Source organism: Bradyrhizobium aeschynomenes, assembly GCF_013178945.1.
GTDB classification, from domain to species: domain Bacteria; phylum Pseudomonadota; class Alphaproteobacteria; order Rhizobiales; family Xanthobacteraceae; genus Bradyrhizobium; species Bradyrhizobium aeschynomenes.
Map to the genome: position 1 here is coordinate 38,475 of NZ_JABFDM010000016.1, position 26,589 is coordinate 65,063.

21 protein-coding genes and 1 pseudogene are annotated in these 26,589 nt (G+C 67.5%); 14 read left to right on the plus strand and 8 right to left on the minus strand.

Translation table 11 applies throughout. From position 1 onward, the window contains the following. Positions 1–141 precede the first annotated feature (141 nt). Positions 142–1,587 (minus strand): xylulokinase, encoded by a 1,446-nt coding sequence (gene xylB / locus HL666_RS30850; RefSeq protein WP_172115296.1) that lies wholly within the window; start codon positions 1,585–1,587, stop codon positions 142–144. A gap of 124 nt (positions 1,588–1,711) precedes the next feature. Between xylB and HL666_RS30855 the strand changes: the two genes are divergently transcribed. The 4 genes from HL666_RS30855 to HL666_RS30870 all read left to right on the plus strand — a co-directional run bounded on the left by HL666_RS30855 (position 1,712) and on the right by HL666_RS30870 (position 6,988). After that, entirely contained in the window at positions 1,712–2,545 is an 834-nt protein-coding gene (locus HL666_RS30855) for an SDR family oxidoreductase (protein WP_172115298.1), read from the plus strand. Positions 2,546–2,798: 253 nt separating this feature from the next. Then, on the plus strand, positions 2,799–3,932 hold the full coding sequence (locus tag HL666_RS30860) for a GGDEF domain-containing protein (protein WP_172185297.1): 1,134 nt from the start codon (positions 2,799–2,801) through the stop codon (positions 3,930–3,932). 86 nt (positions 3,933–4,018) lie between these two features. Further along, a complete protein-coding gene (locus HL666_RS30865) occupies positions 4,019–5,353 on the plus strand; it encodes an acyclic terpene utilization AtuA family protein (RefSeq protein ID WP_172185298.1) in 1,335 nt (444 codons plus the stop codon). An 84-nt stretch (positions 5,354–5,437) separates the two neighbouring features. Then, positions 5,438–6,988, plus strand: coding sequence for a GMC family oxidoreductase (locus HL666_RS30870; RefSeq protein ID WP_172185300.1), 1,551 nt, complete (start codon positions 5,438–5,440; stop codon positions 6,986–6,988). 44 nt (positions 6,989–7,032) lie between these two features. Here HL666_RS30870 and ggt read toward each other — a convergent pair whose 3' ends face one another. Further along, the gene (ggt, locus tag HL666_RS30875; protein ID WP_172185302.1) at positions 7,033–8,706 is read right to left on the minus strand and encodes a gamma-glutamyltransferase; all 1,674 of its coding nucleotides are present in this window, start codon (positions 8,704–8,706) and stop codon (positions 7,033–7,035) included. A gap of 178 nt (positions 8,707–8,884) precedes the next feature. Here ggt and HL666_RS30880 point away from each other — a divergent pair. Both HL666_RS30880 and HL666_RS30885 read left to right on the plus strand, forming a co-directional pair. Further along, positions 8,885–10,390 (plus strand): annotated as a pseudogene (locus tag HL666_RS30880) (amidohydrolase family protein); the annotation flags it as partial. After that, complete coding sequence (locus tag HL666_RS30885) at positions 10,387–11,316, plus strand: CobW family GTP-binding protein (protein WP_172185306.1); 930 nt, start codon at positions 10,387–10,389, stop codon at positions 11,314–11,316. The pseudogene HL666_RS30880 and the gene HL666_RS30885, both read left to right, overlap by 4 nt. 23 nt (positions 11,317–11,339) lie before the next feature. Here HL666_RS30885 and HL666_RS30890 read toward each other — a convergent pair whose 3' ends face one another. After that, positions 11,340–12,476, minus strand: coding sequence for a GGDEF domain-containing protein (locus tag HL666_RS30890; protein ID WP_172185308.1), 1,137 nt, complete (start codon positions 12,474–12,476; stop codon positions 11,340–11,342). Between the two features lie 106 nt (positions 12,477–12,582). Then, a complete protein-coding gene (locus HL666_RS30895; RefSeq protein WP_172185310.1) occupies positions 12,583–13,662 on the minus strand; it encodes a J domain-containing protein in 1,080 nt (359 codons plus the stop codon). Positions 13,663–14,063: 401 nt separating this feature from the next. Between HL666_RS30895 and HL666_RS30900 the strand changes: the two genes are divergently transcribed. Continuing rightward, complete coding sequence (locus HL666_RS30900) at positions 14,064–14,939, plus strand: dihydrodipicolinate synthase family protein (protein ID WP_172185378.1); 876 nt, start codon at positions 14,064–14,066, stop codon at positions 14,937–14,939. Positions 14,940–15,184: 245 nt separating this feature from the next. Further along, positions 15,185–17,518: a xanthine dehydrogenase family protein molybdopterin-binding subunit gene (locus HL666_RS30905; RefSeq protein WP_172185312.1), complete on the plus strand. Its 2,334-nt coding sequence runs from the start codon at positions 15,185–15,187 to the stop codon at positions 17,516–17,518. Between the two features lie 316 nt (positions 17,519–17,834). On the opposite strand, the gene HL666_RS30910 is transcribed toward HL666_RS30905, so the two are convergent. Further along, positions 17,835–19,241: a sensor histidine kinase gene (locus tag HL666_RS30910; RefSeq protein WP_172185314.1), complete on the minus strand. Its 1,407-nt coding sequence runs from the start codon at positions 19,239–19,241 to the stop codon at positions 17,835–17,837. After that, a complete protein-coding gene (locus HL666_RS30915; protein ID WP_012046528.1) occupies positions 19,216–19,881 on the minus strand; it encodes a response regulator transcription factor in 666 nt (221 codons plus the stop codon). Before HL666_RS30915 ends, HL666_RS30910 begins: the two co-directional genes overlap by 26 nt. Before the next feature lie 116 nt (positions 19,882–19,997). Here HL666_RS30915 and HL666_RS30920 point away from each other — a divergent pair, with 116 nt between their 5' ends. The 3 genes from HL666_RS30920 to HL666_RS30930 are packed head-to-tail and all read left to right on the plus strand — an operon-like array spanning position 19,998 to position 22,713. Continuing rightward, positions 19,998–20,777 carry an ABC transporter ATP-binding protein gene (locus HL666_RS30920; protein WP_172185316.1) on the plus strand — a complete coding sequence of 260 codons (780 nt, stop codon included), beginning with the start codon at positions 19,998–20,000 and terminating at the stop codon, positions 20,775–20,777. A gap of 17 nt (positions 20,778–20,794) precedes the next feature. Continuing rightward, on the plus strand, positions 20,795–21,661 hold the full coding sequence (locus HL666_RS30925; protein WP_172185318.1) for an ABC transporter permease: 867 nt from the start codon (positions 20,795–20,797) through the stop codon (positions 21,659–21,661). A 38-nt stretch (positions 21,662–21,699) separates the two neighbouring features. Next, entirely contained in the window at positions 21,700–22,713 is a 1,014-nt protein-coding gene (locus HL666_RS30930; RefSeq protein WP_172185320.1) for an ABC transporter substrate-binding protein, read from the plus strand. A 13-nt stretch (positions 22,714–22,726) separates the two neighbouring features. Here HL666_RS30930 and HL666_RS30935 read toward each other — a convergent pair whose 3' ends face one another. Together HL666_RS30935 and HL666_RS30940 are read right to left on the minus strand one after the other, a co-directional pair. Continuing rightward, entirely contained in the window at positions 22,727–24,079 is a 1,353-nt protein-coding gene (locus HL666_RS30935) for a sensor histidine kinase (protein ID WP_172185322.1), read from the minus strand. 3 nt (positions 24,080–24,082) lie between these two features. After that, positions 24,083–24,790, minus strand: coding sequence for a response regulator (locus HL666_RS30940; protein WP_172114770.1), 708 nt, complete (start codon positions 24,788–24,790; stop codon positions 24,083–24,085). 210 nt (positions 24,791–25,000) lie between these two features. On the opposite strand from HL666_RS30940, the gene HL666_RS30945 reads away from it, so the two are divergent. The 3 genes from HL666_RS30945 (at position 25,001) to HL666_RS30955 (ending at position 26,561) form a co-directional block, all read left to right on the plus strand. Next, positions 25,001–25,264 carry a hypothetical protein gene (locus HL666_RS30945; protein WP_172114800.1) on the plus strand — a complete coding sequence of 88 codons (264 nt, stop codon included), beginning with the start codon at positions 25,001–25,003 and terminating at the stop codon, positions 25,262–25,264. 84 nt (positions 25,265–25,348) lie between these two features. Next, positions 25,349–25,675: a hypothetical protein gene (locus HL666_RS30950; RefSeq protein WP_172185324.1), complete on the plus strand. Its 327-nt coding sequence runs from the start codon at positions 25,349–25,351 to the stop codon at positions 25,673–25,675. Between the two features lie 58 nt (positions 25,676–25,733). After that, positions 25,734–26,561, plus strand: coding sequence for a sterol desaturase family protein (locus tag HL666_RS30955; RefSeq protein WP_172185326.1), 828 nt, complete (start codon positions 25,734–25,736; stop codon positions 26,559–26,561). Positions 26,562–26,589 lie beyond the last annotated feature (28 nt).

Consider the following 26,589-nt stretch of genomic DNA (forward strand, 5'->3'; position numbering starts at 1 on the left):
ATGCACGTCGTCTCGTTTCCGCGGCTCGTTGATCGCTGGCGCGGGGAAGTCATTAAACTAGAGGCTGTCGCCGAATACAATATGGAAGAGACGCAACTGCAACACGTCGACGCGATTGAACGTCGCGCGCCGGGAGCAGATCTAATGGCTGGGACGATAGAGCAGGCGCCAATGCGGCAGTCGCTCGGCATAGGCTGCCGCGAGCGCAGGCTCCGGCGAGAACGTCGCGGTGCGGGCTGGCGCGATGCACACGCTGGCGATCGCCTCGCCGGTCACGGCCAGTCGCGCCAGGCGGGCGGCGCCGAATGCAGCGCCGGTCTCGCCTTCCGCGAGGCGATGGATCGGGATGTTCAAGACATTCGCCAGGATCGCGAGCCAGAGATCGGAGCGCGAGCCGCCGCCGATTGCATCGGCTTCCGGGATGATCAGGCCCGTGTCCGTCAGCACGTCACGACAATCAGCCAATGCAAAGGCGACGCCTTCGAGCACGGCCTGCACGATGGCGCTGCGGCTGGTGGCGTGGCTCAGGCCGCCGAGCAGGCCCCGCACATCGGTGTCGTCATGCGGCGTCCGCTCGCCCGCGAGATAGGGCAGGAAGCTCACCGGCGATGGTGCGGCGGGCCGGGAGCCCAGCGGTGCCAGCAACTCGGCCTCCGAGGCGCCGAGCAATTGTGAGATCCAGGCGAGGCAAGAGCCCGCCGACAGCATCGCGCCGGCCTGCAGCCACATCGCCGGGATCGCATGACAGAAGGTGTGAACGATCCGGTCGGGATTGGCGGTGACGGACTCGACCGGCGTGATCACGGCGCCGGACGTGCCGAGGGTAATGAACGTTGCGCCCGGACGGACGGCGCCGATACCGATCGCGCCGGCCGGGTTGTCGCCGGCGCCGCCCGCGATGAGTGGCCGCTTCGACATGCCCCAGCGCTGTGTGAGGTCGTGGCGCAACCGGCCCGCCTCGGCGCAGCCCTCGACGAGGCGCGGCATCTGCGTGCGCGTGAGGCCGGTAGCGGCGAGGCCCTCGTCGGACCAGTCCCGCCTGACGACGTCGAGCCACAGCGAGCCCGATGCGTCCGAGACGTCCTCGATCGCCTCGCCCGAGAGCACCAGCCTGACATAGGCCTTGGTCAGCAGAACGAGGCGGGTGGCCGCGAAGATCTCCGGCTCATGGTCCGCGATCCAGAGGAGCTTGGGCGCGGCGAAGCCGGGCATCGCCTTGTTGCCGGTGGTCGCGCGCAACGCCGGCCAGCGCCGTTCCAGCACCGTGCACTCGCGTGCGGAGCGGCCATCGTTCCAGAGGATGCAGGGCCGCAGCGGATTCATGTCGGCATCGAGCAGCACCGGGCCGTGCATCTGGCCGGACAGGCCGATGCCTTCGACGGCGGCCATCTCGCGGGGGTGATCCGCCTTGAGCGAATCCAGCGTTGCGAACACGGCGGCGATCCATGTCGCAGGATCCTGCTCCGCCCAGCCGGACTGCGGCACATCGATGGTCAGCGCGTGGCTGCGGCTCGCGACCACGCGCTGCGCATCGTCGACCAGGATCGTCTTGACCGCGGAGGTACCGAGATCGATGCCGAGATACATGGCGCCTCTCGCTCGCGCGTCGTGACGGATCAGGAATGGAGCGATACCAGACTCCTGATAGCCTTGTCATCCGGGCCGCGACATGCCATCCGCGCCAAGCGGGATCATTCCGAGGAGTCGAGAGATGCAGCCAACCGTTCCATCGACCGAGCGCGCCGCGCGTCTCGTTGGACAATACGCGCTGGTGACCGGCGCCGCGCAGGGCATCGGCCGTGCGATCGCGGTGCGCTTTGCCGAGGAAGGGGCGCATGTCGCGATCAATTTTGGCGGCCCCTCGCCCTCGGGAGATGAGACACTTGCGCTGGTGCAGGCGGCGTCGGCCGCGCGCGGCCATGCTGCGCGCGATCACTTCACGGTGAAAGCCGATATCGGCGTGGAAGCCGACATCGCCGCAATGTTCGAGACGTTGCTACGGCGTTGGCCGCGGCTCGACTGCCTCGTCAACAATGCGGGCTTCCAGCGGGAGTCTCCGAGCGAGGCGCTCGACGTCGACACCTATCGCGCCATCCTCGAGGTCAATCTCAATGGCGCCGTGCTGTGCGCGCGCCATGCGCTCGCGCATTTCGTCGCCCGCGGGGCCGGCAACATCATCAACACGTCGAGCGTGCACCAGATCATTCCGAAGCCCGGCTATCTCGCTTATTCGATCAGCAAGAGCGCGATGGCCGGTCTCACCCGCACGTTGGCACTCGAATTCGCCGGCCGCGGCATCCGCGTCAATTCGGTCGGGCCCGGCGCGGTGGATACGCCGATCAACGCAGCGTGGACCGGTGACCCGGCCAAGCGCGCGGTCGTGGAGTCGCACATCCCGATGGGGCGGGTCGCGAGCGCTGAGGAGATCGCCGGCGTGTTCGCCTTTCTCGCCTCGTCCGAGGCGAGCTACATCACCGGGCAGACGATCTATGCGTGCGGCGGCATCACGCTGTTCGGTGAATTCCGCGACAGCTGGGCGAGCTAAAGCATGATCCGGAAAAGTGCGCAGCGGTTTTCCGAAAAGATCATGCGCAAACAACAATCTAAAGCGCGGTGACGATTCATCCTGATCTCATCGCGCTTTAGTCGCCGGCGGGAAGCGCAGGCAATTCGAATTGTCGTCGTGCAGGTGAGACTCTCTTAAGCATCGCGGGTGCATGGCAGCCCTTCGCGGGTGCAGCGATATTTCGTTAAGGCGTGGGTACGATAGTGCGCGCAATTCATGCAATGGAATTGCGATGCAACGATTGGACCCGGACACTCGTCGCGAACTCGCGCATCTGCTGTACAGCTCGATGCCGCTGGTCGGGACGATTTCGGCTGCTGCCGTCGTGATCGGGACCGTGATGGCCTGGGTCGTACGCGATCCTGGCTACGCCGCGATCACGGCCGCGCTGGTCGTGATCGGTGCATTGCGCGTCATCAAGCTGCTGATGTTCGCGGCCCGCTTCGATCAGCTCGATCACGACGCCATCATCCGTTGGGAGCGCCTTTACGGGCTCGGTGCCGCCGCCTTCGGTCTTGCCGTCGGCGCCTTGTCGGCGCGCGCGTTTCAGATCGGCGATGGTCCAGGGATCTGGATGTGCTTCGGCCTGTCGATGGCCTTCTGCGTCGGCATCGTGTCGCGGGTCAGCCCCTGGATCGTGATGAGCTCGTCGGCCGTGCTGCTGATTCCGACCGTGATCGCCTGCCTGATGCAGCCGGAGCCGGTGTATCGCATGGGCGCCGGAATGGTCGTGCTGTTCTGGATCACCTTGCGCGGCACGTCCTATCGTCTCACGGCGGCATTCACCGAACGGATCACGGCGCAGCAGGCGTTGCGTCGCCAGGCGCACCAGGATTTCCTCACCGGGTTGCCGAACCGTGCAGCCTTCATCGAGGCGCTTCGCCAACTCGACCAGCCGGCCGCGATCATCGCGGTCGATCTCGATGGCTTCAAGGGGGTCAATGACCGCTTCGGCCATCAGGCGGGCGACGCGCTGCTGTGCCAGGTCGGCGAGCGGCTGCTGGACTGTCTCGGCGAGAGCGGCCTCGCGGCCCGCTTCGGTGGTGACGAGTTCATGCTGCTGCTGCCGGTCCCGGCAGGCTCCGCTGGACGAGATGCGGCGCTCGCGCTGACCAGGGCGGTCGTGGCGTCGCTCGCGCATCCGTTCTCGCTGGCGGGAGGCGTCGTGCAGATCGGCGCCAGCGCCGGCATCTTCCTTGCCGAGCGCCGGGCGGCGGAAACGGAGGCGCTGCTCGACCAGGCCGACCGTGCGCTCTATGCCGCGAAGCGCGCCGGCGGCCATCAGTGGCGATGGGCCGATGCTGAAACGGCTGCCGGCGAAGGGGCGCGTTGTCGCGAGGCACCCGCGCTGGCGCCTGCGCTGTAAGGCCATTGCGCGCGGCCGGTACTGGCAAGGCCGTCGCTGGATCGCTATCCTCATCGCAATGATCATGACAGGCGGGAGGAGCGTTCATGCGAAGCGTCAGGATCGGCGCCGGCGCCGGCTATTCCGGTGACCGCATCGAGCCCGCGATCGAGCTTGCCGACAAAGGCGGGCTGAACTATCTCGTGTTCGAGTGCCTCGCCGAGCGCACCATCGCGCTGGCGCAGCAGGCGCGGCTGAAGGACCCGCAGACCGGTTACGATCCGCTGCTGGCCGCCCGCATGCAGGCGGTGCTGCCGATCTGCCGCGCCAACAAGGTCCGCATCGTCACCAACATGGGTGCGGCCAATCCAGTCGCCGCAGCTGAAGCCACCCGCGCGACCGCGCGCAAGCTCGGACTGACAGGGCTCAGAATCGCGGCCGTCACCGGCGACGACGTGCTGGCGCGATTGAAAGCGGCTGACGCCACGCTCGACACCGGTGCCACGATCACCGGTCTCGGCAATCGCATCGTCTCCGCCAATGCCTATGTCGGCGCGCGCGCCATCGCCGAGGCGCTCGCCGCCGGCGCGGATGTCGTGATCACCGGGCGCGCCGCCGACCCGGCGCTGTTCCTCGGCCCGCTGATCCATGAGTTCGGCTGGGCGATGGATGATTGGGACCGGCTCGGACAGGGGACCGTCGTCGGCCATCTCCTGGAATGCGCCGGCCAGATCACCGGCGGCTATTTCGCCGACCCGGGCTTCAAGGATGTGCCCGAGCTCGCCCGCCTCGGATTTCCGATCGGCGAGGTGCGCGAGGATGGCGAACTGATCGTCACCAAGGTCGCGGGCTCCGGCGGCCGTGTCACGCCGGCCACCGTGAAGGAGCAGCTGCTCTATGAGATCCACGATCCCGCAGCCTACTATCAGCCGGACGTGGTGGCTGATTTCTCGCAAGTCACGGTCGAGGCGATCGGCTCCGATCGGGTCAAGGTTGTCGGGGGCCGCGGCAAGCCCAAGACCGGCTTGCTGAAGACCTCGGTCGGCTATCTCGATTCCTACGTCGGCGAGGGCCAGATCTCCTATGCCGGCCCCGGCGCCGTCGCGCGCGGCCGGCTCGCGCTGGACATCGTCCGCGCGCGTCTGGCGCTGACGGGCGTGGCCATGAGCGAGCTGCGCTGCGATCTGATCGGGCTCGATGCATTGCATGGAGAGAGGCTCGCGCAAGGCCGCGAGCCCTCCGAGGTGCGCGTTCGTGTCGCAGGACGGACCGAGACGATGGCCGAGGCGGTCAGGATCGGCAACGAGGTCGAGACGCTCTACACCAACGGACCGGCGGGTGGCGGCGGCGCGTGGAAGTCGGCGCGCGAGGTGATCGCGGTGGCGTCCTGCCTCGTTGCCGAGGACGCGGCGCAGCCCTGCGTTGGCATGCTGGTGGCCTGACATTTCCAGCACTTCACGGATCGGATCATCCGGCGCAAGGTGCCGTCATGGTTACGGTGGCCGTGCACAGCGAGAAGCAGATCCATGTATGACGTCATTGTCGTCGGCGGTGGCTCCGCGGGAGCAGCCGTCGCTGCCCGCCTGTCGGAAGATCCCGAGAGGCGGGTTCTGCTGCTCGAGGCGGGAGCGGACTGGCGCGCGGCCGACGTGCCGTGGGAGATTGCGACGCCGAACCCGATTCCGATCATCCATGACCGCGCATTGCAGGAGAAATGGCAATGGCCGCAGCTGATGTCGCGCCGGGTGGCCGGGCAGGACATGCGGTTCTATTGGCGCGGCAAGGGCCTCGGCGGCAGCTCGATGATGAACGGCCAGATCGCGATCCGCGGCGTGGCCGATGCGTTCGACGAATGGGCCGCCAATGGTTGCTCCGGATGGTCGGCGCGGGAGATCATGCCGCTGTTCTCGGTGATCGAGGATGACCTCGCCTTCGGCGACCGCGGCGGACATGGCCGCGGCGGTCCGCTGCCGGTGTATCGCGCGCCGCCGGAGCAATGGGGCCCGATCGATCGGGCCTTGCGCGATGCGGCGCTGGCGAGCGGCTATCCCTGGTGCGACGATCTCAACGGACCCGATGGCGAGGGCGTCGCCTGCTATCCGATCAACAGCCGCGACAGCCGCCGCATCTCCACCAACGAGGGCTATCTGGAGCCGGCGCGGAGCCGCGCCAATCTGGAGATCCGCGGCCGCGCGCTGGTCGATCGTCTGCTGATCAGCGATTCCAAGGCCACCGGCGTGCGCGTCCATCTCGAAGCCGAGGGCACAAGGGACATCGCCGCGCGCGAGATCGTGCTGTGCGCCGGCGCCATTCACAGCCCGGCCATCCTGCTGCGCTCGGGCATTGGGCCGGCGGCGGATCTGCAGGCGATGGGCGTCGGCGTCATCCGCGATCTTCCCGTCGGCCGGCACTTCTTCGATCATCCGCTGTTCCGCACCACCATCCAGCTGCGCGAGGCGCTGCGTCCGACCGACCGCGACACCCGCCACACCAATTGCTGCGTCACCTATTCGTCGGGCCTGGCCGGCGGCGGCAAGCGCGACATGATCCTGATTGCGTTCAACCATCGCGGCATCGGCGTGCCCGGCGCGATCGGCGCCGGCCTGTTCAACGCGTTCTCGCGCGGCACGCTGAAGCTCGCCTCGATCGACCCGGCCGTCGACCCGATCGTGGAGGAGAACATGCTGGCCGATTCGCGCGACATCGCACGGATGCGCGATGCGGTGAAGCGGCTGGCCGTGATCACGACACAGCCGGCGCTGCAAGGCGTCGCGGATTGGATCCGGCTCGGTGATACGCCATTCACACCGTCGCAGGCGGCCGCGCTGCCGGATGCCGAGCTCGACGCGCTGCTGCGCCAGATCACCGGCGACATCCAGCACGCCGCTGGAAGCTGCCGCATGAGCGACTTCGACGACGATGACGGCGTGGTCAATCCGGACGGCACCGTCAAGGGCATCGCCGGCCTGCGCGTCGCCGACGCCTCGATCATGCCGTCCGATTGCCGCGCCAACACGCATTTCACGACGGTCGTCATCGGCGAGGCGATCGCCCGGAGGATGCGGCAGAGATCGTAGATCGTAGCCCGGATGTCGCTTCCGCTCATCCGGGCGACGCTCTCTCAGGCGATGGCGAAGCGCAGTCCGGCGCGGGCGCGGCCGCCGGAGATCGCGATCGGCGTGCCGTCGGCGCGCCAGCACGCCGCACCCGTCAGCGTGCCGTCATCGCCGAACGCGATCGCGTTCATGCCGCCGGCGACGACCGGCTCGCGCTTGATCTCGTGGCCGCGTGCCGCGAGCTCCCTCGCCACATCGTCGGGGAAGGCCGGCTCCAGTTCGAGCACGCCGCCCTGCGTCCACAGCCGCGGCGCCTCCACCGCCTCCTGGAGGGACATGCCGTGGTCGATCAGGTTGACCAGCGCCTGAAACGCCGAGGGGAAGATGCGCAGGCCGCCAGGAAGACCAAGCGCATAACGCAGCTTGCCGTCGCGCAGCGCCATCATCGGCGCCATCGAGGTGAAGACGCGCTTGCCGGGCGCAATCGACAGCGCGCGGCCTGGATGCGGATCGAAATTGTACATGTAGTTGTTGGCGGTCATGCCGGTGCCCGGGATCTGCACACAGGCGCCGAACAGGCCGTTGATGGTCTGGGTCGCGGCGATGACGTTGCCCTCGGCATCGGCCACCGTGACATGCGTGGTGTTGGCGGATTCGGTCGGCGACAGTCCGGGGGTGAAGCTCTGGGCGCGGGCCATATCGATCTGCGCACGCCGCTCGGCGGCGTAGGCCTTCGACGTCAGGCGGTCGACCGGCACGTCGACGAAGGCCGGATCGGCGGTCGCGACCGCGCGATCGGCGAAGGCGATCTTCAGGGCCTCGGCGAGCAGATGCGTTCCGTCGGCCGAGCCGAAGCCGAGCGCGCCGACGTCGAATCCCTCGAGGATGTTGAGCATCTGCGCGATGTGCACGCCGGACGAGGAGGGCGGCGGCGGGCCGAGGATTTCATAACCGCGATAGGAGCCGCGAATGGGCTCCCGTTCGATCACGCGGTAGGCTTTGAGGTCTGCGAGATCGATCAGACCGCCTTGGCCGGTCATGTAGTTGGCGAGCGCGGTCCCGAGCGGTCCATCATAGAGCGCATCCGGTCCGTGCCCGGCGATCAGCCGCAGCGTCGCGGCGTAGTCGCTCTGGATCACGTGCGTGCCGGCTTTGACTGCCTCGCCGCCCGGCAGGAACAGCGCCGACAGATTCGGATCGCGGGTGAGATCGCTCGCGACCTGCCGGACGCAGTCGTTGAGATAGGCGCTTGCGACGAAGCCATGCTCGGCGAGCCGGATCGCGGGCGCCATCACCTCGTGCAGCGGCAGCCGGCCGAATCGCGCCAGTGCCTCGCACCAGCCTTTCAGCGCGCCCGGCACCGCGACGGCCAACGCGCCGACCGCGTTGCGGCGGTCGCGCGTCTCGCGGGCCAGCGCGATCTCGTCCGACACCGGATCATACATGTCGGCGCTGGCGCGCCGCGGCGCGGTGCTGAGGCCGTCGAGCACGATGTGGCGGCCGTCGGCGAGCCGGATATGCGACAGGCCGCCGCCGAGCAGGCCGACCATCATCGGCTCGACCACGGTGAGCGCGAACAGGGCTGCGATCGCGGCATCGATCGCATTGCCGTCGCGCATCAGCATCTCGGCGCCGGCGCTGGAAGCCAGCGGATGGTTGGTGACCACCATGCCGCGCGCGCCGGTCGCTGGCTGCTTTTCGCAGGTGAAGTCGGCGATGCGGTGGCTGGACGAAGCCATTCGGTGTCTCCTCTGTCGCACTCGATCCTGACCGATCCGTTGCGTCAGGGGAAGAGCGTCGCCGCAGGGACGAACTGATAGGTGCGCGACGCATGGCTCGGCGCGTATCGATCTCTCCCGCCGCGTTCTCATCGCCGCGCATCCGTGTTAGGGCTTCCGGCAGTTCCACTTCGCGAGCCCAGCTGATTTCATGCCTCAATACGATCTGATCATTCGCGGCGGGCGTGTGCTCGACCCGGAAACGAACCTCGACACGACGGCGGACGTCGCCATCAAGGATGGCGCGGTCGCCGCGGTCGGCGACGTCGGCAGTGCGGCCGATCGGGTGATCGACGCGGCGGGCCTCGTGGTCGTGCCCGGCTTCATCGATCTGCACGCGCATGGCCAGTCGCTGCCGGCGGACCGCATGCAGGCGTTCGACGGCGTCACCACGACGCTGGAGCTCGAGGTCGGCGTGATGCCGGTGGCGCGCTGGTATGATGAACAGGCGGCGATCGGCCGTACGCTCAACTACGGCGCGGCAGCGGGCTGGGTGTTCGCGCGCATCGCGACGATGACGACGCAGCAGACCGCCTCGACCATCGGCGGCATGGGCGAGGCGATGCGCGACAAACGCTGGGTCGAGGAGGTCGCGACACCGGCCGAGACCGCGGAGATCGTCGAGCGCACCAAGCAGGCCCTCGACCAGGGCGGCCTCGGCATCGCCTTCCCGAACGCCTACGCGCCGGGGACCGGCATGAAGGAGCTGTCCGAGCTGTGCAGCCTCGCGGCGAAGCAGGACGTACCGACCTACACTCACATCGCCTACATGTCGAATGTCGACCCGCGCAGCTCGGTCGATGCCTATACGCGGCTGATCGGCCTGGCCGGCTCGACCGGCGCGCACATGCACATCTGTCACTTCAACAGCACCAGCCTGCAGGACGTCGAGCGCTGCGCCGAGCTGGTGCAGACCGCGCAGAGGCAGGGCCTCAAGGTCACGACGGAGGCCTATCCCTACGGCACCGGCTCGACGGTGGTCGGCGCCGGCTTCTTCGCCGATCCCGCCTTCTGCCAGCGCATGGGCACCGGCTATGACGCGATCGAGATGGTGGCCGAGCGGCATCGTCTGGGCAGCCGCGACGAGCTGTTGCAACGGCAGCAGGAGGATCCCGGCGCGCTGGTGCTGATCCATTTCCTCGACGTCGCCGTGAACCAGCGCCACCGTGATCTGCTCGACGTCTCCGTGCTGTTCCCGGGCGGCGCCATCGCCTCCGATGCGATGCCGTGGATCCTGGCCAACGGCACCGACTACACCGGCGACGCGTGGCCGCTGCCGGACGACGCCGTGTCGCATCCCCGTTCATCGGCGACCTTCACCAAATTCCTGCGCGAATGGGTGCTGGACCGCAAGACGGTGTCGCTGATGGACGGCATCGCCAAGTGCACGCTGATCCCGGCGCAGATCCTGGAGACCTCGACCCCGGCGATGCGCAAGAAGGGCCGGCTGCAGGCCGGCTGCGACGCCGACATCGCGGTGCTCGATCTCGAAGGGCTTCGCGACCGCGCCGACTTTCTCAACATGAACCGGGCGTCCGAGGGCGTGAGGCATCTGCTCGTCAACGGTGCGTCCGTCATCAGCGACGGCGATCTCGTGCGCGATGCGCGGCCGGGACGCGCGGTGCGCCGGCCCGTGCTGTCATGATCGTTCCGGTCCTGCTGGTCGCCGGCGCGCTCGGCGCCGGCAAGACCACGTTGCTGAACCATCTGCTCGCCAATCCCGACGGCCGGCGCATCGCCGCCATCGTCAACGATTTCGGTGCCGTCGACATCGATGCGCAGCTGCTCGGCACCGTGACCGAGGAAGTGATCAGCCTGAAGAACGGCTGCATCTGCTGCTCGCTGCAGGGTGACCTGCTGCGCACGCTGTCGTCGGTGATCAAGCGCGATCCGGCGCCCGATGCCATTGCGATCGAGACGTCGGGCATCTCGGATCCGGCCGAGATCATCCGCAACCTGATGGACCCCGTCATCTTCAAAGTCGCGCCGCTCGAGACCGTGGTGACCCTGGTCGATCCACAGCGGCTGCATGACGAGCCGGCGCTGGAGCAGGACGGGCTGTGGCGCTCGCAGCTGCGCGCCGCCGACTTCGTGCTGCTGACGAAAGCGGATCTCATCGCACGCGACGCGCTCGACGAGGTCCGCGCCGTCGTCGGCCGCTACAAGCCGCAATCGGCGATCTTCGACATTGCGCATGGCGACGTTGCGCCGGACCTGCTGTTCAGCCGCGACCTGCGCGCGCCGCGCACGCTGCCGCCGCGCGCGCCGAGCTCGCCGCTCCCGTTCGCAACCGTCACCTGGACCTCGCAAGCGCCGCTGTCGCTGGCGCGCTTCCAGCAGGTCATCGGCAGGATCGCGCCCCGCACCTTGCGCATCAAGGGCGTTCTGCTGTTCACCGAACATCCCACTCAGCCGATCCTGTTCCAGTCGGTGGCGACGCGCGGCACCCTGGCGCCCTCGCCGGTGTCGCCGGCCGACGGGCTCACGGCGCAGCTCGTGCTGATCGGTCGCGAGGGTGAGTTCGATGCGGACGAGCTGGGCGCTCTCCTGCGAGGTGTGGAGGAGCCGTAGATCCGCGTGAGAGATGGTCGTGCTCAGCCCGCCTGGCGCAGCGTCGTTGCGCCGGCCTCGGCCCAGGTGCATCCGCCGCCGCCGGCGCGTTTGGCCACGTAGAGCGCATCGTCGACCCGCCGCAGCAGCTCGTCGACCGCCTCATCGGTCAGCGGCTGATCGCTGACGAGCAGACCGGCACTGGCGCCGATCAGCACCGGGATATCGGAAAGCAGGAACGGCATCGACAGCGCGCGGACGGCCTCGCGCGCGAGCTCCAGCGCGTCGTCGCGTCCCTGTGCGCCGCCGGCCACCGGCCGCAGCAGCATGAACTCGTCGCCGCCGAAACGTGCGGCAAGGCCACCCGATCCGACGCAGTCCGATAGCCGGATCGCGACCTGACGCAGCAGCTCGTCGCCGGCATGATGGCCGTGCCGATCATTGACGGGTTTGAAGCCGTCGAGATCGATGGCAACGATGGCTACGCTGCCAGTCGTCCGTTCGAGCGCGGCGAGAAACGCCGCGCGGTTCGGCAGCCCGGTCAGGAAATCGTGGTTGGCCTGCCGCGCCAGCGCGTGCTTGGCTTCCAGCCGCTCGATGAAGGCGGTGCTGAGATGGCGCGACGCCTCGCGGATCGAGAACCAGAACAGCACGAGCATCGCCGCGCCGAGCTGATAGGGCAGTTCGGGACGCATCAGCCCGGCGATCAGCGTGGGTGCGAACAGCACGGCCGTCGTCGTCAGGACGACCCACGGGCGGATCGCCGCGCGGGACACCATGCCCACGCAATAGGACATCGACAGACCGAAGGCGATCCACGCGCCGGGCGCGTCGTTCAGCTGAAAGGCGCGGAAGGTCAGGGCGCCGAGCGCAAGGCCGAACGCCGCGGCGCCGGCCGCATAGACCTTCTCCCACAGAATCACGTCGGGGTCGGACAGGCGCCCGCCATGCTGCTTGTAGCGGAGCAGGCTGACCACGCGACCGATCGCATTGACGATGATCGCGAACGTGATCGCGATATAGCCGGGGTCGCGATGCATGACCGCGAGCGTCACCGACCCGGTGATCGCGGCCGCGTTGATCGACATCACCTGCGGCAGGGACGTGTAGAGGAGATCGACGAGCTCGCGCCGGATCGCCGGATTCGGATGAATGAATTTTGCGAGCAGCCCATGTCCCATGGCGCCACCATGAGACAGCTTTCCTAACAGTTGATGGCCGCGGCCGCTCTCCGCGCCGCAGGTTCGCAATTACCTTAAATCTTCGTCAATGCGTCTTCGGTCCGGTTCACGGAGCGCGGCTGGGGTCGCTCGTCGCATAGATCGGCGTCGCCGTCGACATCCGCGGCGACATCGTCGCCGCGGCTGCCACTCTCGGCGTTTCTGCCTTCGGCGCGTCCGCCTTGATGTCGGCCTTGACGTCGGCCCGCATGTCGGGCTTGGGCGGGTCGAGCTTCAGGGGGCGCAGCGGCTGGCGCTTGGCCATCGCGTCCAGGACGGCGCGGTTGGTCTTCTCGATCCGCTTGGCCGCGGCCACATCGGCGAAGGCGCGGTCGAACTTGCGCATGCGGTAGAACACGATGCCGCGATCGATGTAGGCGTCGTAGTAGCGCGGATCGAGCTGAATCGCGGCGTCGAGGTCAGCCAGGGCGGCGTTCAAATCCCCCTTCTGGAACGACGCCATGCCGCGGTCGCGATAGCCCCGGGCCTCGTTGGACGTCGTGCCGCCGGGCAGGGTTGCGTCCGAGACGCAGGCGGCAGTCGTTGCCTGGCCGCAGGACGCATGCTCCTGCTCGGCTGAAGAGACCGCGTCGACCTTGCTGACCCGGATTGGCAGCGGCTCGGCTGGGGTGGCGGCACTGCCGGTGGTGACGCCGGCCGCCGGCTCGCTGCCGGCATTCGCAGCCGCCTCGCCTACCGTCGGCGCGACGGACGCGCTTTCGATCGGGTTGGCGGGCACCTCGTGCGGCTTGACCTTGTTGGTCGCGACCACGATCGGCTCGAGGGGCGCGACGGACGCCGCCGACATATGGGTGAAGAGCAGATAGCCTGTCAGCGCCATAGCGGAGGCGCCGGCGAGCGCCATCACGCCGGAGGCCACCTTGTGCACCCTGGCTGCGACGGCCAGCTTGGACTCCTGCCGATGTTCGTCCCGCGCGGCACCGAGCAGACGATCGTAGGCCGTGCGCTGCTCCTTGTCGCCGAGAATGTCGTTGGCGCGGATGATCTGTCGAAACCGCAGTGCGGCGTCGGGATCTCCGGGATTGATGTCGGGATGGCTCTCTTTGACCGCCTTGCGGAAGGCCGCCCGGATGTCCTCAGCGTCATCGTCCGGAAGAGCTCCGAGTAAATCGTAAAGCGTCTTCATGGTCGCACTCGCTGCAGGCTTCCCTCGTCTCCGATCGAAATTCCTACGGCGAATTTACGCTGGAGCACTCGAACTAACTGTTTCCGCTTGGCATGATGATCGGTCAATCCGGCGGAAAAATGACTGAAAATGGCGAACTCGGCAGCCATTTCTGCCGAGTTCGGAACCATCGTGCGCGTACATCCGCGTCGTGATGAGCGCAATCGGAGATTGAATCGCGCCACTCGGATCGGCTCCCCGACCTCCGCGACGCTCCTGCCGAAGAGAGGGTTTGAAGCCGGATTCAACGGCGGGCCGGCTGACCGGCCGTCATCCGCCGGAGGCGCATCGGGCTTCCCCGCGCGGCGTGTGGGCAGGCGGTCTGCTTGCCGAAGCGGCGGCCCGGCCGCTATACCGGCTGCATGACCGAATTTCATGGCGTCTTTCCCTATCTCGCGTCTCCGATCAATGCCGAGGGCACAATCCGCACCGACGTGCTCGGGCGGCTCTGCGATGACCTGATCCATGCCGGCGTGCACGGGCTGACGCCGCTCGGCTCGACCGGCGAGTTCGCCTATCTCGACCGCGCCCAGCGCATGGCGGTGGTGGAGGCGACCATCGAGGCAGCCCAGGGGCGCGTTCCCGTCATCGCCGGCGTGGCTTCGACCGCGATCGCCGATGCGGTGGCGCAGGCCAAGGCCTACCAGAAGCGCGGCGCGACCGGGATTCTGGCCGTGCTGGAAGCCTATTTCCCGGTCAGCGATGCCGGCATCGAAGCCTATTTCCGCGCGATCGCGGATGCCGTCGATGTGCCCGTGGTGATCTACACCAATCCGCAATTCCAGCGCTCGGACCTGTCGCTCGACGTGATCGCCCGGCTCGCCGAGCACCCGCGCATCAACTACATCAAGGATGCCTCGACCAACACCGGACGCCTGCTGTCGATCATCAATCGCTGCGGTGACGCCATCAAGGTGTTCGCGGCCTCCTCCCACATTCCGGCAGCCGTGATGCTGATCGGCGGCAAGGGCTGGATGGCGGGGCCGGCCTGCATCATCCCGCGCCAGAGCGTGGAACTCTACAATCTCTGCAAGGCGTCGTGCTGGGACGATGCGCTCGCGCTGCAGAAGAGGCTGTGGCGCATCAACGAGGCCTTCGCCCGCTTCAACCTCGCCGCCTGCATCAAGGCGGGCCTGTCGATTCAGGGTTACGACGTCGGTGACCCCGTGCCGCCGCAGGCTGCCCTGACATCAGAGCAGCGCAAGGTCGTCGAAGAGGTGCTGCTCAGCCTGGGGTGACACTCAGATGACGGCCCCGCTCTCTCCGCCGTCATTCCGGGGCAGCCCGAAGGGCTGAGCCCGGAATCCATACGCCGTGTCCTTCTTGGGGTACGTCGGGAGAGGCCGAGCCTTCAGACTCCCGTTCGTGGTTATGGATTCCGGGCTCGCGCTGCGCGCGCCCCGGAATGACGGCGGTGGTTGTGTCGGGCGGCAAATCCGCTAAAATCCCATGCAATTACATTGAACTGGCCAAGGATTCTCGAATGAACATTCTTCCCAACAACATGCGCTTCGGTGCGGGGCAGCCCGTGAAACGTCTGGAGGATCAGCGGCTGCTGACCGGGAAGGGACAGTTCATCGACGACAAGCCGGAAGACGGCGCGCTCTGGCTCTACGTACTGCGCTCCCCGCACGCCCATGCCAAGATCCTCTCGATCGACAGCGCTGCCGCCCGCGACATTCCGGGCGTGGAGGCGATCTACACCGGCGCGGATCTCGTCGCCGACGACGTCGGCAGCATCCCGACGCTCGCGATCTTCAAGCGTCCCGATGGCAAGCCGATGACCGTGCCGCCGCGCCGCCTGCTGGCGCATGAGACCGTCCGCTTCACCGGCGAGGCCGTCGCGGCCGTCGTCGCCACGTCGCGCACGATCGCGCAGGAGGCGGCCGAGGCGATCGTCGTGGACTACCAGGTGCTGCCGGCCGTGACCGATCCTGTGAAGGCGATCGAGCCGGGCGCGCCTGCGGTCTGGGCCGAGGCGCCCGACAACATCGTCGCCGCGATGAGCTACGGCGATGCCGCCAAGGTCGAGCAGGCCTTCGTCAGCGCCCCGCACAAGGTCTCGCTCGACATCACCAGCCAGCGTCTGGTGCCCTCCGCGATGGAGCCGCGCTCGACCATTGCCGAGATCGAGAAGAAGACCGGCCGGCTCTTGTTGTACGTGCAGTCGCAGACCCCGGCCTCGACCCGCGACGTGCTCGCCGACGCCGTGCTGAAGCGGCCGAAGGAGAGCATCCGCGTGCTGGTCGGCGACATCGGCGGCGGCTTCGGCCAGAAGACCAACCTCTATCCGGAGGACGGCATCGTCGCCTATGCCGCGACCAAGCTGAACAAGAAAGTCCGCTGGCGCGCCGAGCGCACCGACGAGTTCGTCGGCGGCACCCATGGCCGCGACCTCACCTCGACCGCGGAGTTCGCGCTCGATGCCAAGGGCAAGGTGCTGGCCTATCGCGTGCGCTCGATCGGCGCCACCGGCGCCTATTCCTCGGGCGCGGCCAACATCATCCCGCTGGTGCTCGGCCCGTTCGTGCAGACCGGCGTCTACGACCTGCCGCTGGTGCACTTCGAGATCAAGACCGTCATGACGCACACCGCGCCGGTCGGCGCCTATCGCGGTGCCGGCCGTCCCGAGGCAGTGTTCATCGTCGAGCGGCTGTTTGACACCGCCGCGCGCCAGATCGGCATCGATCCGCGCACCATCCGCAAGGCGAACTACATCAAGCCGGCGCAGCTGCCCTACACCAATGCCGTCGGCCAGGTGTATGATTCCGGCGCCTTCGCCCACATGCTGGAGCGCGCCGCCAAGCTCGCCGACTGGGACGGCTTCAACGCGCGCAAGCGCGAGGCCAAGAAGCGCGGCATGCTCTATGGCCGTGGCCTGACCAGCTACATCGAATGGACCGGCGGCCGCGCCCACACCGAGAAGGTGTCGCTGCATGCGACGTCCGAGGGCCGCGTCATCCTGCATTCCGGCACCATGGCAATGGGGCAGGGGCTGCAAACCACCTACACGCAGATGATCTCCGACACGCTGGGCATCCCGCTCGACAAGATCGACGTCGTGCAAGGTGACACCGATCTCGCCACCGGGTTCGGCAGCGTCGGCTCGCGCTCGCTGTTCGTCGGCGGCACCGCGGTCGCTGTGTCGTCGAACGACCTGATCACTAAGGCGCGCGAGAAGGCCTCCAACCTCTTGGAGACCGCGGTCGAGGACATCGAATATCGTGACGGTGTCCTCACCGTCGTCGGCACCGACCGCCGCATCAGCCTGTTCGAGATTGCGCAGAAGGAGCAGGGCGCCAAGCTGTCGGTCGACAGCGAGGGCGAGGTGGATGGCCCGAGCTGGCCGAACGGCACGCATATCTGCGAGGTCGAGATCGATCCGGACACCGGCATCAGCCGCGTCGTGCGCTACACCACGGTCGACGACGTCGGCGTCGCCGTCAACCCGATGCTGGTCGCCGGCCAGATCCATGGCGGCGTCGCGCAGGGCATCGGCCAGGCGCTGTACGAGAACGTCGCCTATGACGCCGACGGCCAGCTCCTGACCGCGACCTATCAGGACTACTGCATCCCGCGCGCCGACGACGTGCCGCCGATCGTAGTCACCCTCGACGATTCCGCGCCGTGCAAGACCAACCCGCTCGGCGCCAAAGGCTGCGGCGAATCCGGCGCCATCGGCGGCCCGCCCTGCGTCACCAACGGCGTGATGGACGCGCTGTTCGAACTGGGCATCACCAACCTGCAGACCCCGCTGACGCCGGAGAAGGTGTGGGCGGCGATCCGGGACGCGAAGGCCAGGAAGGCGGCGGCGTAAGTCCGGAGCACAGCGGCTTTCATCAGAGCCCTTTGGATCCGAGCCCTTACCACAAGCACACTGCGCCCCCCTCCCCCTTGCGGGGAGGGGTCGGGGGTGGGGGTCTCCGGGCGCCGAACGTAGTTGAGCGCGCCAATCAATCTCGCCGTGCTCGCGGATTGATCGAGTGCGAAAGCTGGACTGCATCAGTCGCCGATGATCTAATTTCCTAACATTCAGCGTCATTCGGGGACCCCCACCCCCGACCCCTCCCCGCAAGGGGGAGGGGAGCTCACCGGCTTCGGAGCGGCAGCTCGAGTCTAATCTCGACGTTTCTTCACTTGGGTCTGATAGGGGACGGATCAGCTAAGCTGTCGCTGATCGGCAGCTCGAGCCTCACGCTGAAATCACCCGCTCTGCCGCCGAAGCGTAAGCTTCCGCCATGGGCCTGTGCGACCTCGTTGGCGATCGCGAGTCCGAGCCCGGAGCCGTGCGAGCCAGCGCCCTTCTGGAATGGCACCAGCAATCCAGCCTGCGCCTCCGCCGCAATGCCCGGCCCATCATCCCAGACGACGATCGCGACACTCTCCGCTGTCCGCTCCACCTTCACCATCAGCCGCGTCCGCGCGCCATGCGCCAGCGCATTGTGGATCAGATTGGCGAGCGCCTCGCGCAGGCTGATGGCATCGGCTGCGACGACGACATCGTCGTCGGATTCCACGAAGCTCACGGAGACTTCGCGGTCGAGCGACAGCGGCACGCTCTGCGACAGCACGGACTTGGCCAGCGCGTTGATGTCGGTCGGCGCAAGGCGAGGCGCCTGGGCGCGGTGCTGGATCATCGCGTGATCGAGCAACTGACTGGTGAGGCGGGCAAGATCCCCGATGCGGCCGCGCAGCCGGTCGAGCGTCTTCGGATCTTTGCTCTGATCGCTCAGCAGCTCCACCTCGGCATCGATCGCTGCCAGCGGCGTGCGCAGTTGATGCGTGGCGTCGGCGATGAAGCGTTGCATCAGCGTGATGCGCTCGGCGAGGCGCTGCATGAAGCCGTCGATCGCGCCGACCAGCGCGCGGACCTCGCGCGGCGGCGTCATGGCAATGGGGCTGAGATCATCCGGCCGCCGCTTGACGATCTCGGCCTCGATCCGCGTCAGCGGCGCGAACACCAGCCGCAGGCACAACGCGGTCGCGACCAGCGCCAGCAGGCTCATCGCCGCGATCAGGCCGATGGCCTTCGACGCGAGATCCCAGGTCAGCGCGTCCCGCGCGCGCAACGTCTGCGCCAGTACGATCTCGCTCCAGCCGTCGCCGGAGGCTCCATCGAGCCTGCGCGCCACCGCGGCGACGCGCACCGGCTGGTCGCGGTAGACGCCATCGCGCAGCACCACGCCTTCGCGCAGCGCGCTCTTGGGTGCCTGGATCGTGAGATCGTCATAGCCGGCGACGACGACGCCGCGCGGATCGGTGACGCGGTAGAACACGTGGTCATAGGCCGACAAGGTCGCGAACGCCGCCGCCGGCGGATCCAGCGTCACCACGCCGCCCTGCATGTAGATGTTTTCGGCGATTTGCACGGCGCCGCCGGCGAGCAGCTTGTCATAGGCATCGCGCGCGGCCGTCGCCGCATATTGCCAGGCGGCGAGGCTGAGCACGACCGCGCCGACCGCCAGGATCGCGCCGATCGCGATCAGCAGCCGCGCGCGCAGCGAGGTCCGGAGATCACGAAGCGTGGAGCTGATAGCCAAGGCCGCGCTCGGTCTTGATCTCGACGGTCGTTGCCGCGAGCTTGCGCCTGAGACGCGCGATGAACTGCTCGACGGCGTTCGGGCTCGGGTCCTGGTCGAAGCTGAACAGCTGCTCCACGAGCTCCTCCTTTGCGACGTAGCGGCCCGGGCGCGCGGCCAGGATCTCCAGCACGGTCAGCTCGCGTCGGGTCAGGTCGAGTGGCTGGCCGGCGACGCTCGCGGTTCGCCCGGCGCGATCGATCACCAGCGGCCCCAAGGTCAGCAGATTGTCGGACTGCCCGGCCGCCCGGCGGAGCAGGGCTCGCGCCCGTGCCTCCAGCTCGCGATAGTCGAACGGCTTGATCAGATAGTCGTCGGCGCCGAGGTCGAGCGCGCCGATGCGGTCATCGACCGCCGAGCGCGCGGTCAGCACCAGCACCGGCGTGCGCAGGCCGCGCTTGCGCAAATGCTTGAGCACGGCAAAGCCATCCATGTTCGGCAGCATCACGTCGAGCACGATGAGGTCATAGGTCTGCACCTCGATCAGCTCGCTCGCGGTGCGGCCGTCCTTTTCCCAGTCGACGGCGTAGCCGATCCGCTCGAACCGGCTGGTCACGGCGGCGCCGATCTCGGGCGTGTCTTCCACCAGCAGGATGCGCAAGGTCGTCGTCTCAGTCCCGGAGTCAGGTTCGCGTCAGTCTCCTCCTCTATCACTTCGAACAAGGGCGCCGAAGTGCACCAGGCGAAATTTCGCGCTGCAACATAGAGGGAGGACGCATGACCGTCCATCAGACACCATCCCAGTTCGAGCCGCTGCTCTCCGTCGAGGGCGTGACGCTCCAGTACAAGACGCCGGACACGCTGGTCACGGCGACCTATCGCGTCGATTTCAAGGTGTTCGATTCCGACCGCTTCGTGCTGCTCGGGCCCTCCGGCTGCGGCAAGTCCACCCTGCTCAAGGCGATCGGCGGCTACCTCAAGCCGACCGAGGGCCGCATCCGGCTGAAAGGCAATGAGGTTACCGAGCCCGGTCCGGACCGGATGATGGTGTTCCAGGAATTCGACCAGCTGCTGCCGTGGAAGACGGTGCGCGAGAACGTCGTGTTCGCGCTGACGGCGAGCGGCCGGCTGAGCGCTGATGAGGCGCAGGAGCGCGCAAAATCCTACATCGACAAGGTCGGCCTCACCAAGTTCATCGATTCCTATCCGCACATGCTCTCCGGCGGTATGAAGCAGCGCGTCGCCATTGCCAGGGGCATGGCGATGGAGCCGGACGTGCTGCTGATGGACGAGCCGTTCGCCGCGCTCGACGCCCTGACCCGGCGCAAGATGCAGGACGAGCTGCTGCAGCTGTGGCAGGACACCCGCTTCACCGTGCTGTTCGTGACGCATTCGATCGAGGAGGCGATCAAGATCGGCTCGCGCATCCTGCTGCTGTCGCCGCATCCCGGCCGCGTCCGCGCCGAGCTGAACAGCGTGCCTCCGGGCACGATGGGCTCGCCCGAGCAGGTCGCGCTCGAAGGACGCATCAACGACATGCTGTTCGGCCATCACTGAGGGACGGGAGAGAGATCATGAGCGAGACGCTGGCGCTGCGCCCCGAGATCGTCAATGCAGAGACGCCCCTCGGCGACGTCAAGGTCGAGGCGAGCCTGTCCTGGCTGGAACGCATCTACCGCTTCGGTGCGGTCCGCAAGGCCATCATCCTGGTGGCCCTGGCCGCGCTGTGGCAGGCCTACGGAGTGTGGCTCGGCAATCCCCTGCTGTTTCCGACCTTCACCGACACGCTGTCGGCATTTTTCGAGAACGTCGCCAATGGTGTGATCCCGGCGCGCACTTTGGTGTCGCTGGAGACGCTCCTGATCGGCTACGGCGTCGGCATTGCGCTGGCTGCCGTGCTGACCACGATCGCGATCGGCTCGCGGATCGGCGCTGATTTCCTGGAGGCGCTGACCTCGATGTTCAACCCGCTGCCGGCGATCGCGCTGCTACCGCTGGCGCTGATCTGGTTCGGCCTCGGCAAGGGCAGCATCATCTTCGTGCTGGTGCATTCGGTGCTGTGGGCGATCGCGCTGAACACGCATTCCGGCTTCCGCTCGGTGTCGAACACGCTGCGCATGGTCGGTCTCAACTACGGCCTGCGCGGGCTGAAGCTGGTGCGCTTCATCCTGATCCCCGCCGCCTTCCCGGCGATCCTGACCGGCCTCAAGGTGGGCTGGGCCTTCGCCTGGCGCACGCTGATCGCGGCCGAGCTGGTCTTCGGCGTGTCGTCCGGGTCCGGCGGCCTCGGCTGGTTCATCTTCGAGAACCGCAATCAGCTCGAGACGGCGAACGTGTTCGCCGGCCTGTTCACCGTGATCATCATCGGCCTCGTGATCGAGAACGTCGTGTTCGCCACCATCGAACGCAAGACGGTGCGGCGTTGGGGCATGCAGCACTGATCGGCTATAACCACAACGACTGGGTAAGGGAGACAAACATGTCCTGGAGCAAATCACTCGCGGGTGCCGCGATCGGCCTCGCCGCGCTGCTTGGCGCCACCGCCGCGCAGGCCGAAGTCAAGGAGATCAGGCTCTCCAAGGGCTACGGCATCCTCTATCTGCCGCTGATCGTGATGGAGGATCAGAAGCTGATGGAGAAGCAGGCCGAGAAGGCCGGGCTAGGTCCGTTCAAGGTCAGCTGGCAGCTGCTCGACGGCGGCAACATCATCAACGATGCGATGATGGCCGGCTCGCTCGACATCGCCGGCACCGGCGCGCCCGGCTTCATCACCTTGTGGGCCAAGGCCAAGGGCATTCCGGCGGTCGAGGTGGTCGGCGTCAGCGGCCTCTCCTCGACGTCGCTGTGGATGAACACCAACAATCCCGAGATCAAGTCGCTGAAGGATTTCAAGCCGAGCGACAAGATCGCGCTGCCGGGCATCAAGACCTCGCTGTCGGCGGTCATGCTGCAGATGATGGCGGCGCATGAGTTCGGCAAGGAGAACTACGCCAAGCTCGATCCGATGACCGTCGGCCTGCCGCATCCGGAAGCGGTGGCGGCGCTGACCTCGGGCAAGACCGAGATCACGGCGCATTTCACCTCGCCGCCGTTCTCCTATATCGAGCTGAAGGATTCCAAGATCCGCCGCGTCGCCAATTCCGCCGACGTCCTCGGACGGCTGACGATGGACGTCGTGTTCGCGCCGAAGCGCTTCGTCGATGCCAATCCGAAGGTCGTGCAGGCCTTCCTGGACGCGCTCGACGAGGCCTGCAACCTGATCGCCAACGACAAGGCCGCCGCCGCCGAGATCTACGCCCGCACCGCCAAGGTGAAGACCACCAAGGAGGATGTGCTCGAGATGCTGCAGGACAAGGACACCTGGTTCTCCGCGACGCCGGAGGGGGTGTTGAAGATCGCCGAGTTCATGCACGGCGTCGGCTCGATCAAGGTCAAGCCGGCGAACTGGCAGGACATGTTCGTCACCCAGCTGCGCGACAGGAAAGGCAGCTGACGCCGCACTTGGTCTAGGAGGCCTGCGGAAACGCGACGCGCACCCGCAGGCCGCCTTCCGGTGAGGTCGACAGATCGAGGCTGGCGCCATGGGCGTCGGCGATCTGCTTGACGATGGCGAGGCCGAGCCCGCTGCCGCCGGTGCTGCGGCTGCGGGAGTTCTCCAGCCGGAAGAACGGCTCGAACACCGCGTTGCGCGCGTCGGGCGGAATGCCCGGACCATCGTCGTCGATCGCGATCACGGCGGACTTGTCCGGCAGCACCCGCACGGTGCAGCGCGTGGCGAAGCGCAACGCGTTCTCGATCAGGTTGATGAACAGGCGTCGCAGCGCGGTTGGCTCGCCGAGGACGGTCAGCGGCGCGCGGCCGAGCTCGGCGCTGATCTGCGCGCCGCTCTGCCGCCGGTCGTCCACGATCTCCATGAGCATCGCCGTGAGATCGAGTGGCTGGCGCTGGATGGCGGCAAAGCCGCCGCGCGAGACCGCCAGTGCGTCCTCGAGCAGGCGGGTCATCTCGTCGAGATCGCCGGCCGCCTTGTCGCGCTGCTCCTGCTCCGGCAGGCGCTCGACGCGAAGCCGCAGCCGGGTGATGTAGGTCTTGAGGTCGTGTGACACCGCTCCAAGCAGCAGCGTGCGGCCGCGCACCAGCTCGGAGATGCGCGTCTGCATGTCGTTCACCGCCGATATCAGGTTGCGGATCTCCGGTGCGCCCGCCGGCTTCACATGCACCGCGGTGGCATCACTGCTGAACTGGCCGAGCGAGCGGCTGAGCTGGCGCAGCGGCCGCGCCTCGCGCGCGATCGCGATCACTGCGGCCATGCCGATCAGCGCGCCGAGCAGGCCGACGCCGAAGCCGGGCGGCAGCCCGAACAGGCGCGGGCCGGCGGCGCCACTGGCTTCGAACACGACATAGTCGTGGTCGCGCAGCGACACCGCAAAGCGCACCGAGCGGCTGGCGTTGCGCCAATAGTCGCCAAGGTGCCAGTCGCGCCAGCGCGGCAGCCCGGCACGCGACCGCAGCACAATGACGTCGCGGGGCCGCAGCGCTTGCAGATACAATTTCAGGAACTGCTCGGCGAGCGGCCGGCGCATCGTCTCCGCTGACGCCTCGGGGCGCTCCTGGGTCAGCGTGACGCGCAGCCGCTCGCTGCTGGCAGCCTTGAGGATGAGCGGGCGCTCCGCGGACCCTGCGTTTTCGATCAGCTCGACGATGGCGCTGACCTGCTCGGGCAGCGGAAACAGCCGCCTGAAAATCTCCTCGCGCGACTCGCTGAGGAACAGCCAGCCGAGACCGACCGCCCACAGCGCGATCAGCGCGAACAGCACGATCGCCATCAGCCGGCCGGCGAAGCCGAGGCGTCCGAGCACGGCTTACAGCTCCTTGACCGAACCGGTGAAGATGTAGCCGGCGCTGCGCACGGTCTTGATCAGTTCGTCCTCGCCGTCACGCTCGATCTTCTTGCGCAGCCGGCTGACCTGCACGTCGATGGTGCGGTCGAGCGGATCGGCCTGCCGGCCGCGGGTCCAGTCCATCAACTGATCGCGCGACAGCACGCGGTTAGGCCTGACCAGGAAGCAGCCGAGCAGCTCGAATTCGGCGCTGGTGAGCGGCAGCGGTCCGTCCTCCGCATGCGCGATCTCGCGCTTGTCCAGATCGACCGTGAGCTTGGCGTTGACGAGGAAGCGGCGAGTCTCCAGCGGCGCGGGCTCGGCGCGGCGCAGGATGGCGCGGATGCGCGCCACCAGCTCGCGCGGGCTGAACGGCTTCGGCAGATAGTCGTCGGCGCCCATCTCGAGCCCGACGATGCGGTCGATCTCGTCGCCCTTGGCGGTGAGCATCAGGATCGGCACGCGTGAGGCCGCGCGCAGCCGCCTGCAGATCGACAGGCCATCCTCTCCGGGCAGCATGATGTCGAGCACGACGAGGTCGGGATCGCCGAAGGTATTGCGGAAGCGGTCGAGCGCCGCGCCGCCGTCGCCGACATCGACGCGGAAGCCTTCGCGCGCCAGATGGTCGCGCAGCAGGCTGCGGATCTCGATGTCGTCCTCGATGATCAGGAGATGGGGGCGCTGGTCCATGCCGGTCGTTTTAAGAACACCTCGCGTGATCGGGCAACCCTGCCTCAGGGACCGTTACAAAACGTTACATGGCCGCTCTTTCCTGCAATCCGCCGGCAAAGTTGATCGGCGAGGCTCTCCTCACGCCATGAGGCGGTGTCGAAGTAACAGGAGAGACAGATGAGTTCAGTTCGGACCCCGATTGCGGCCGCGGCGATCGCCGCGATGGTGATGGCGCTGGGGGCGTCCAGCGCCCAGGCCTGGACCCGCAGCGGCGGCGGCGTCGGCCCGCGCGGCGGCACCTGGTCGTCCTCCGGCTCGGGCGGCTGTGGCGGCGGCAGCTGCAGCCATAGCCGCAGTTTCACCGGCCCGCGCGGTGGCGTCGTCACCAACAGCGGTCAGACGACCTGCGCCGGCGGCAGCTGTACCCACACCGGAACGACGACGGGTCCGTATGGCGGCACCGTCAGCCGCAGCAGCACCGTCACGCGCTGACGCGATCGACACCGGCTCCGCACCTCCCGCGGGGCCGGGCGGGCGCAAATCGTCCGCGGCTCTCGAGCACCCAATGGAGACCTCATGCGCAAGATCCATCGCCTGTCGCTGGCGAGCGCGCTCGCGACCACGCTCGCCTTTGCAGCCTCCCTGGCGCGCGCCGGCGGTATCGACGTCGGCCCGGCGTTGCAGCGGCCTGACGTCCGGGCCGCCATCGCAGCCTGCCATGCCGACCAGAGGCGGCTGTGTGCCACCGTCCGGCCGGGAGGGGGCCGCATCGTGCGCTGTCTCGCTGCCCAATCCGATCAGCTCAGCGACACCTGCGCCGGCGCGATGCAAGCCGCGAGCGACGCTCTGACGGCTGCCGGCGCCGCGCTGCGACCCGCGCCGCAATCGCGTACCAGGCTGTAGGCGCCCGGCCATCAGGCCTTCAACGAGACCAGTATCATCGTGCAGGAGTACGCCGACCATGCGCGCCGTTCTCGACGACCATGCCGCCGGCTGGCCATTGCTCCTCGCCATCGCCTTCATCGGCCTCGAGCTGATCTACGGACGGCTGGCCGACCATGAGGACATCTACGATCCGGCTGAGACGCTGGCGTCGTTCGGCGTGGCGATCGGCAACGTCATCGCCAAGGCATCGACCAGCGGTGTGGCGGCGTTTCCGTTGGTCTTCGCCTATCAGCACCGGCTGTTCGAGATCCCGCTCGATTCCGTCTGGAGCTGGACCGTGCTCTTCATCGCGGTCGAGTTCTGCTACTACTGGTTCCACCGCGCCTCTCACCGGATCCGCTGGCTATGGGCCACGCATGCGGTGCATCATTCGGCGACGCGTTTCAATCTCTCGGCGGGCATCCGGCTCGGCTGGACCGGGCAACTGACCGGCGCCTTCCTGTTCTTCGTGCCGCTCGCCTGGATCGGCTTTCATCCGCTGGCGATCATGCTGCTGCTCGGACTGGGCCTGCTCTACCAGTTCTTCCTGCACACCGGCGCCCCCGTCCATCTCGGTCCACTGGAATGGGTGCTGAACACGCCGCGCCATCATCGCACGCATCACGCCGTCAACGACAGCTGCCTCGACCGCAACTACGGCTCCGTGCTGATCGTGTTCGACCTGATGTTCGGGACCTTCGCCGAAGCGCCTCGCGACGAACCGCTGCAGTTCGGCCTCCGCGGCCGCTTGCCCACCAACAATCCGTTCCGCATCGTGTTCGGCGAATGGATCGCGCTCGCAGGGGATGCCTGGCGGGCGCCCGGTGTCCGGCGCAAGCTGCGGCTGTTGTTCGGGCCGCCGTAACTGAGGCCGTCCACCTTTCATTTTGCCG

What these genes read in the sequence shown, in the direction of transcription:
- xylB (WP_172115296.1), bottom strand. Translation starts at nt 1,587, where the DNA reads ATGTATCTCGGCATCGATCTCGGTACCTCCGCGGTCAAGACGATCCTG.
- HL666_RS30855 (WP_172115298.1), top strand. Translation starts at nt 1,712, where the DNA reads ATGCAGCCAACCGTTCCATCGACCGAGCGCGCCGCGCGTCTCGTTGGA.
- HL666_RS30860 (WP_172185297.1), top strand. Translation starts at nt 2,799, where the DNA reads ATGCAACGATTGGACCCGGACACTCGTCGCGAACTCGCGCATCTGCTG.
- HL666_RS30865 (WP_172185298.1), top strand. Translation starts at nt 4,019, where the DNA reads ATGCGAAGCGTCAGGATCGGCGCCGGCGCCGGCTATTCCGGTGACCGC.
- HL666_RS30870 (WP_172185300.1), top strand. Translation starts at nt 5,438, where the DNA reads ATGTATGACGTCATTGTCGTCGGCGGTGGCTCCGCGGGAGCAGCCGTC.
- ggt (WP_172185302.1), bottom strand. Translation starts at nt 8,706, where the DNA reads ATGGCTTCGTCCAGCCACCGCATCGCCGACTTCACCTGCGAAAAGCAG.
- HL666_RS30885 (WP_172185306.1), top strand. Translation starts at nt 10,387, where the DNA reads ATGATCGTTCCGGTCCTGCTGGTCGCCGGCGCGCTCGGCGCCGGCAAG.
- HL666_RS30890 (WP_172185308.1), bottom strand. Translation starts at nt 12,476, where the DNA reads ATGGGACATGGGCTGCTCGCAAAATTCATTCATCCGAATCCGGCGATC.
- HL666_RS30895 (WP_172185310.1), bottom strand. Translation starts at nt 13,662, where the DNA reads ATGAAGACGCTTTACGATTTACTCGGAGCTCTTCCGGACGATGACGCT.
- HL666_RS30900 (WP_172185378.1), top strand. Translation starts at nt 14,064, where the DNA reads ATGACCGAATTTCATGGCGTCTTTCCCTATCTCGCGTCTCCGATCAAT.
- HL666_RS30905 (WP_172185312.1), top strand. Translation starts at nt 15,185, where the DNA reads ATGAACATTCTTCCCAACAACATGCGCTTCGGTGCGGGGCAGCCCGTG.
- HL666_RS30920 (WP_172185316.1), top strand. Translation starts at nt 19,998, where the DNA reads ATGACCGTCCATCAGACACCATCCCAGTTCGAGCCGCTGCTCTCCGTC.
- HL666_RS30925 (WP_172185318.1), top strand. Translation starts at nt 20,795, where the DNA reads ATGAGCGAGACGCTGGCGCTGCGCCCCGAGATCGTCAATGCAGAGACG.
- HL666_RS30930 (WP_172185320.1), top strand. Translation starts at nt 21,700, where the DNA reads ATGTCCTGGAGCAAATCACTCGCGGGTGCCGCGATCGGCCTCGCCGCG.
- HL666_RS30940 (WP_172114770.1), bottom strand. Translation starts at nt 24,790, where the DNA reads ATGGACCAGCGCCCCCATCTCCTGATCATCGAGGACGACATCGAGATC.
- HL666_RS30945 (WP_172114800.1), top strand. Translation starts at nt 25,001, where the DNA reads ATGGCGCTGGGGGCGTCCAGCGCCCAGGCCTGGACCCGCAGCGGCGGC.
- HL666_RS30950 (WP_172185324.1), top strand. Translation starts at nt 25,349, where the DNA reads ATGCGCAAGATCCATCGCCTGTCGCTGGCGAGCGCGCTCGCGACCACG.
- HL666_RS30955 (WP_172185326.1), top strand. Translation starts at nt 25,734, where the DNA reads ATGCGCGCCGTTCTCGACGACCATGCCGCCGGCTGGCCATTGCTCCTC.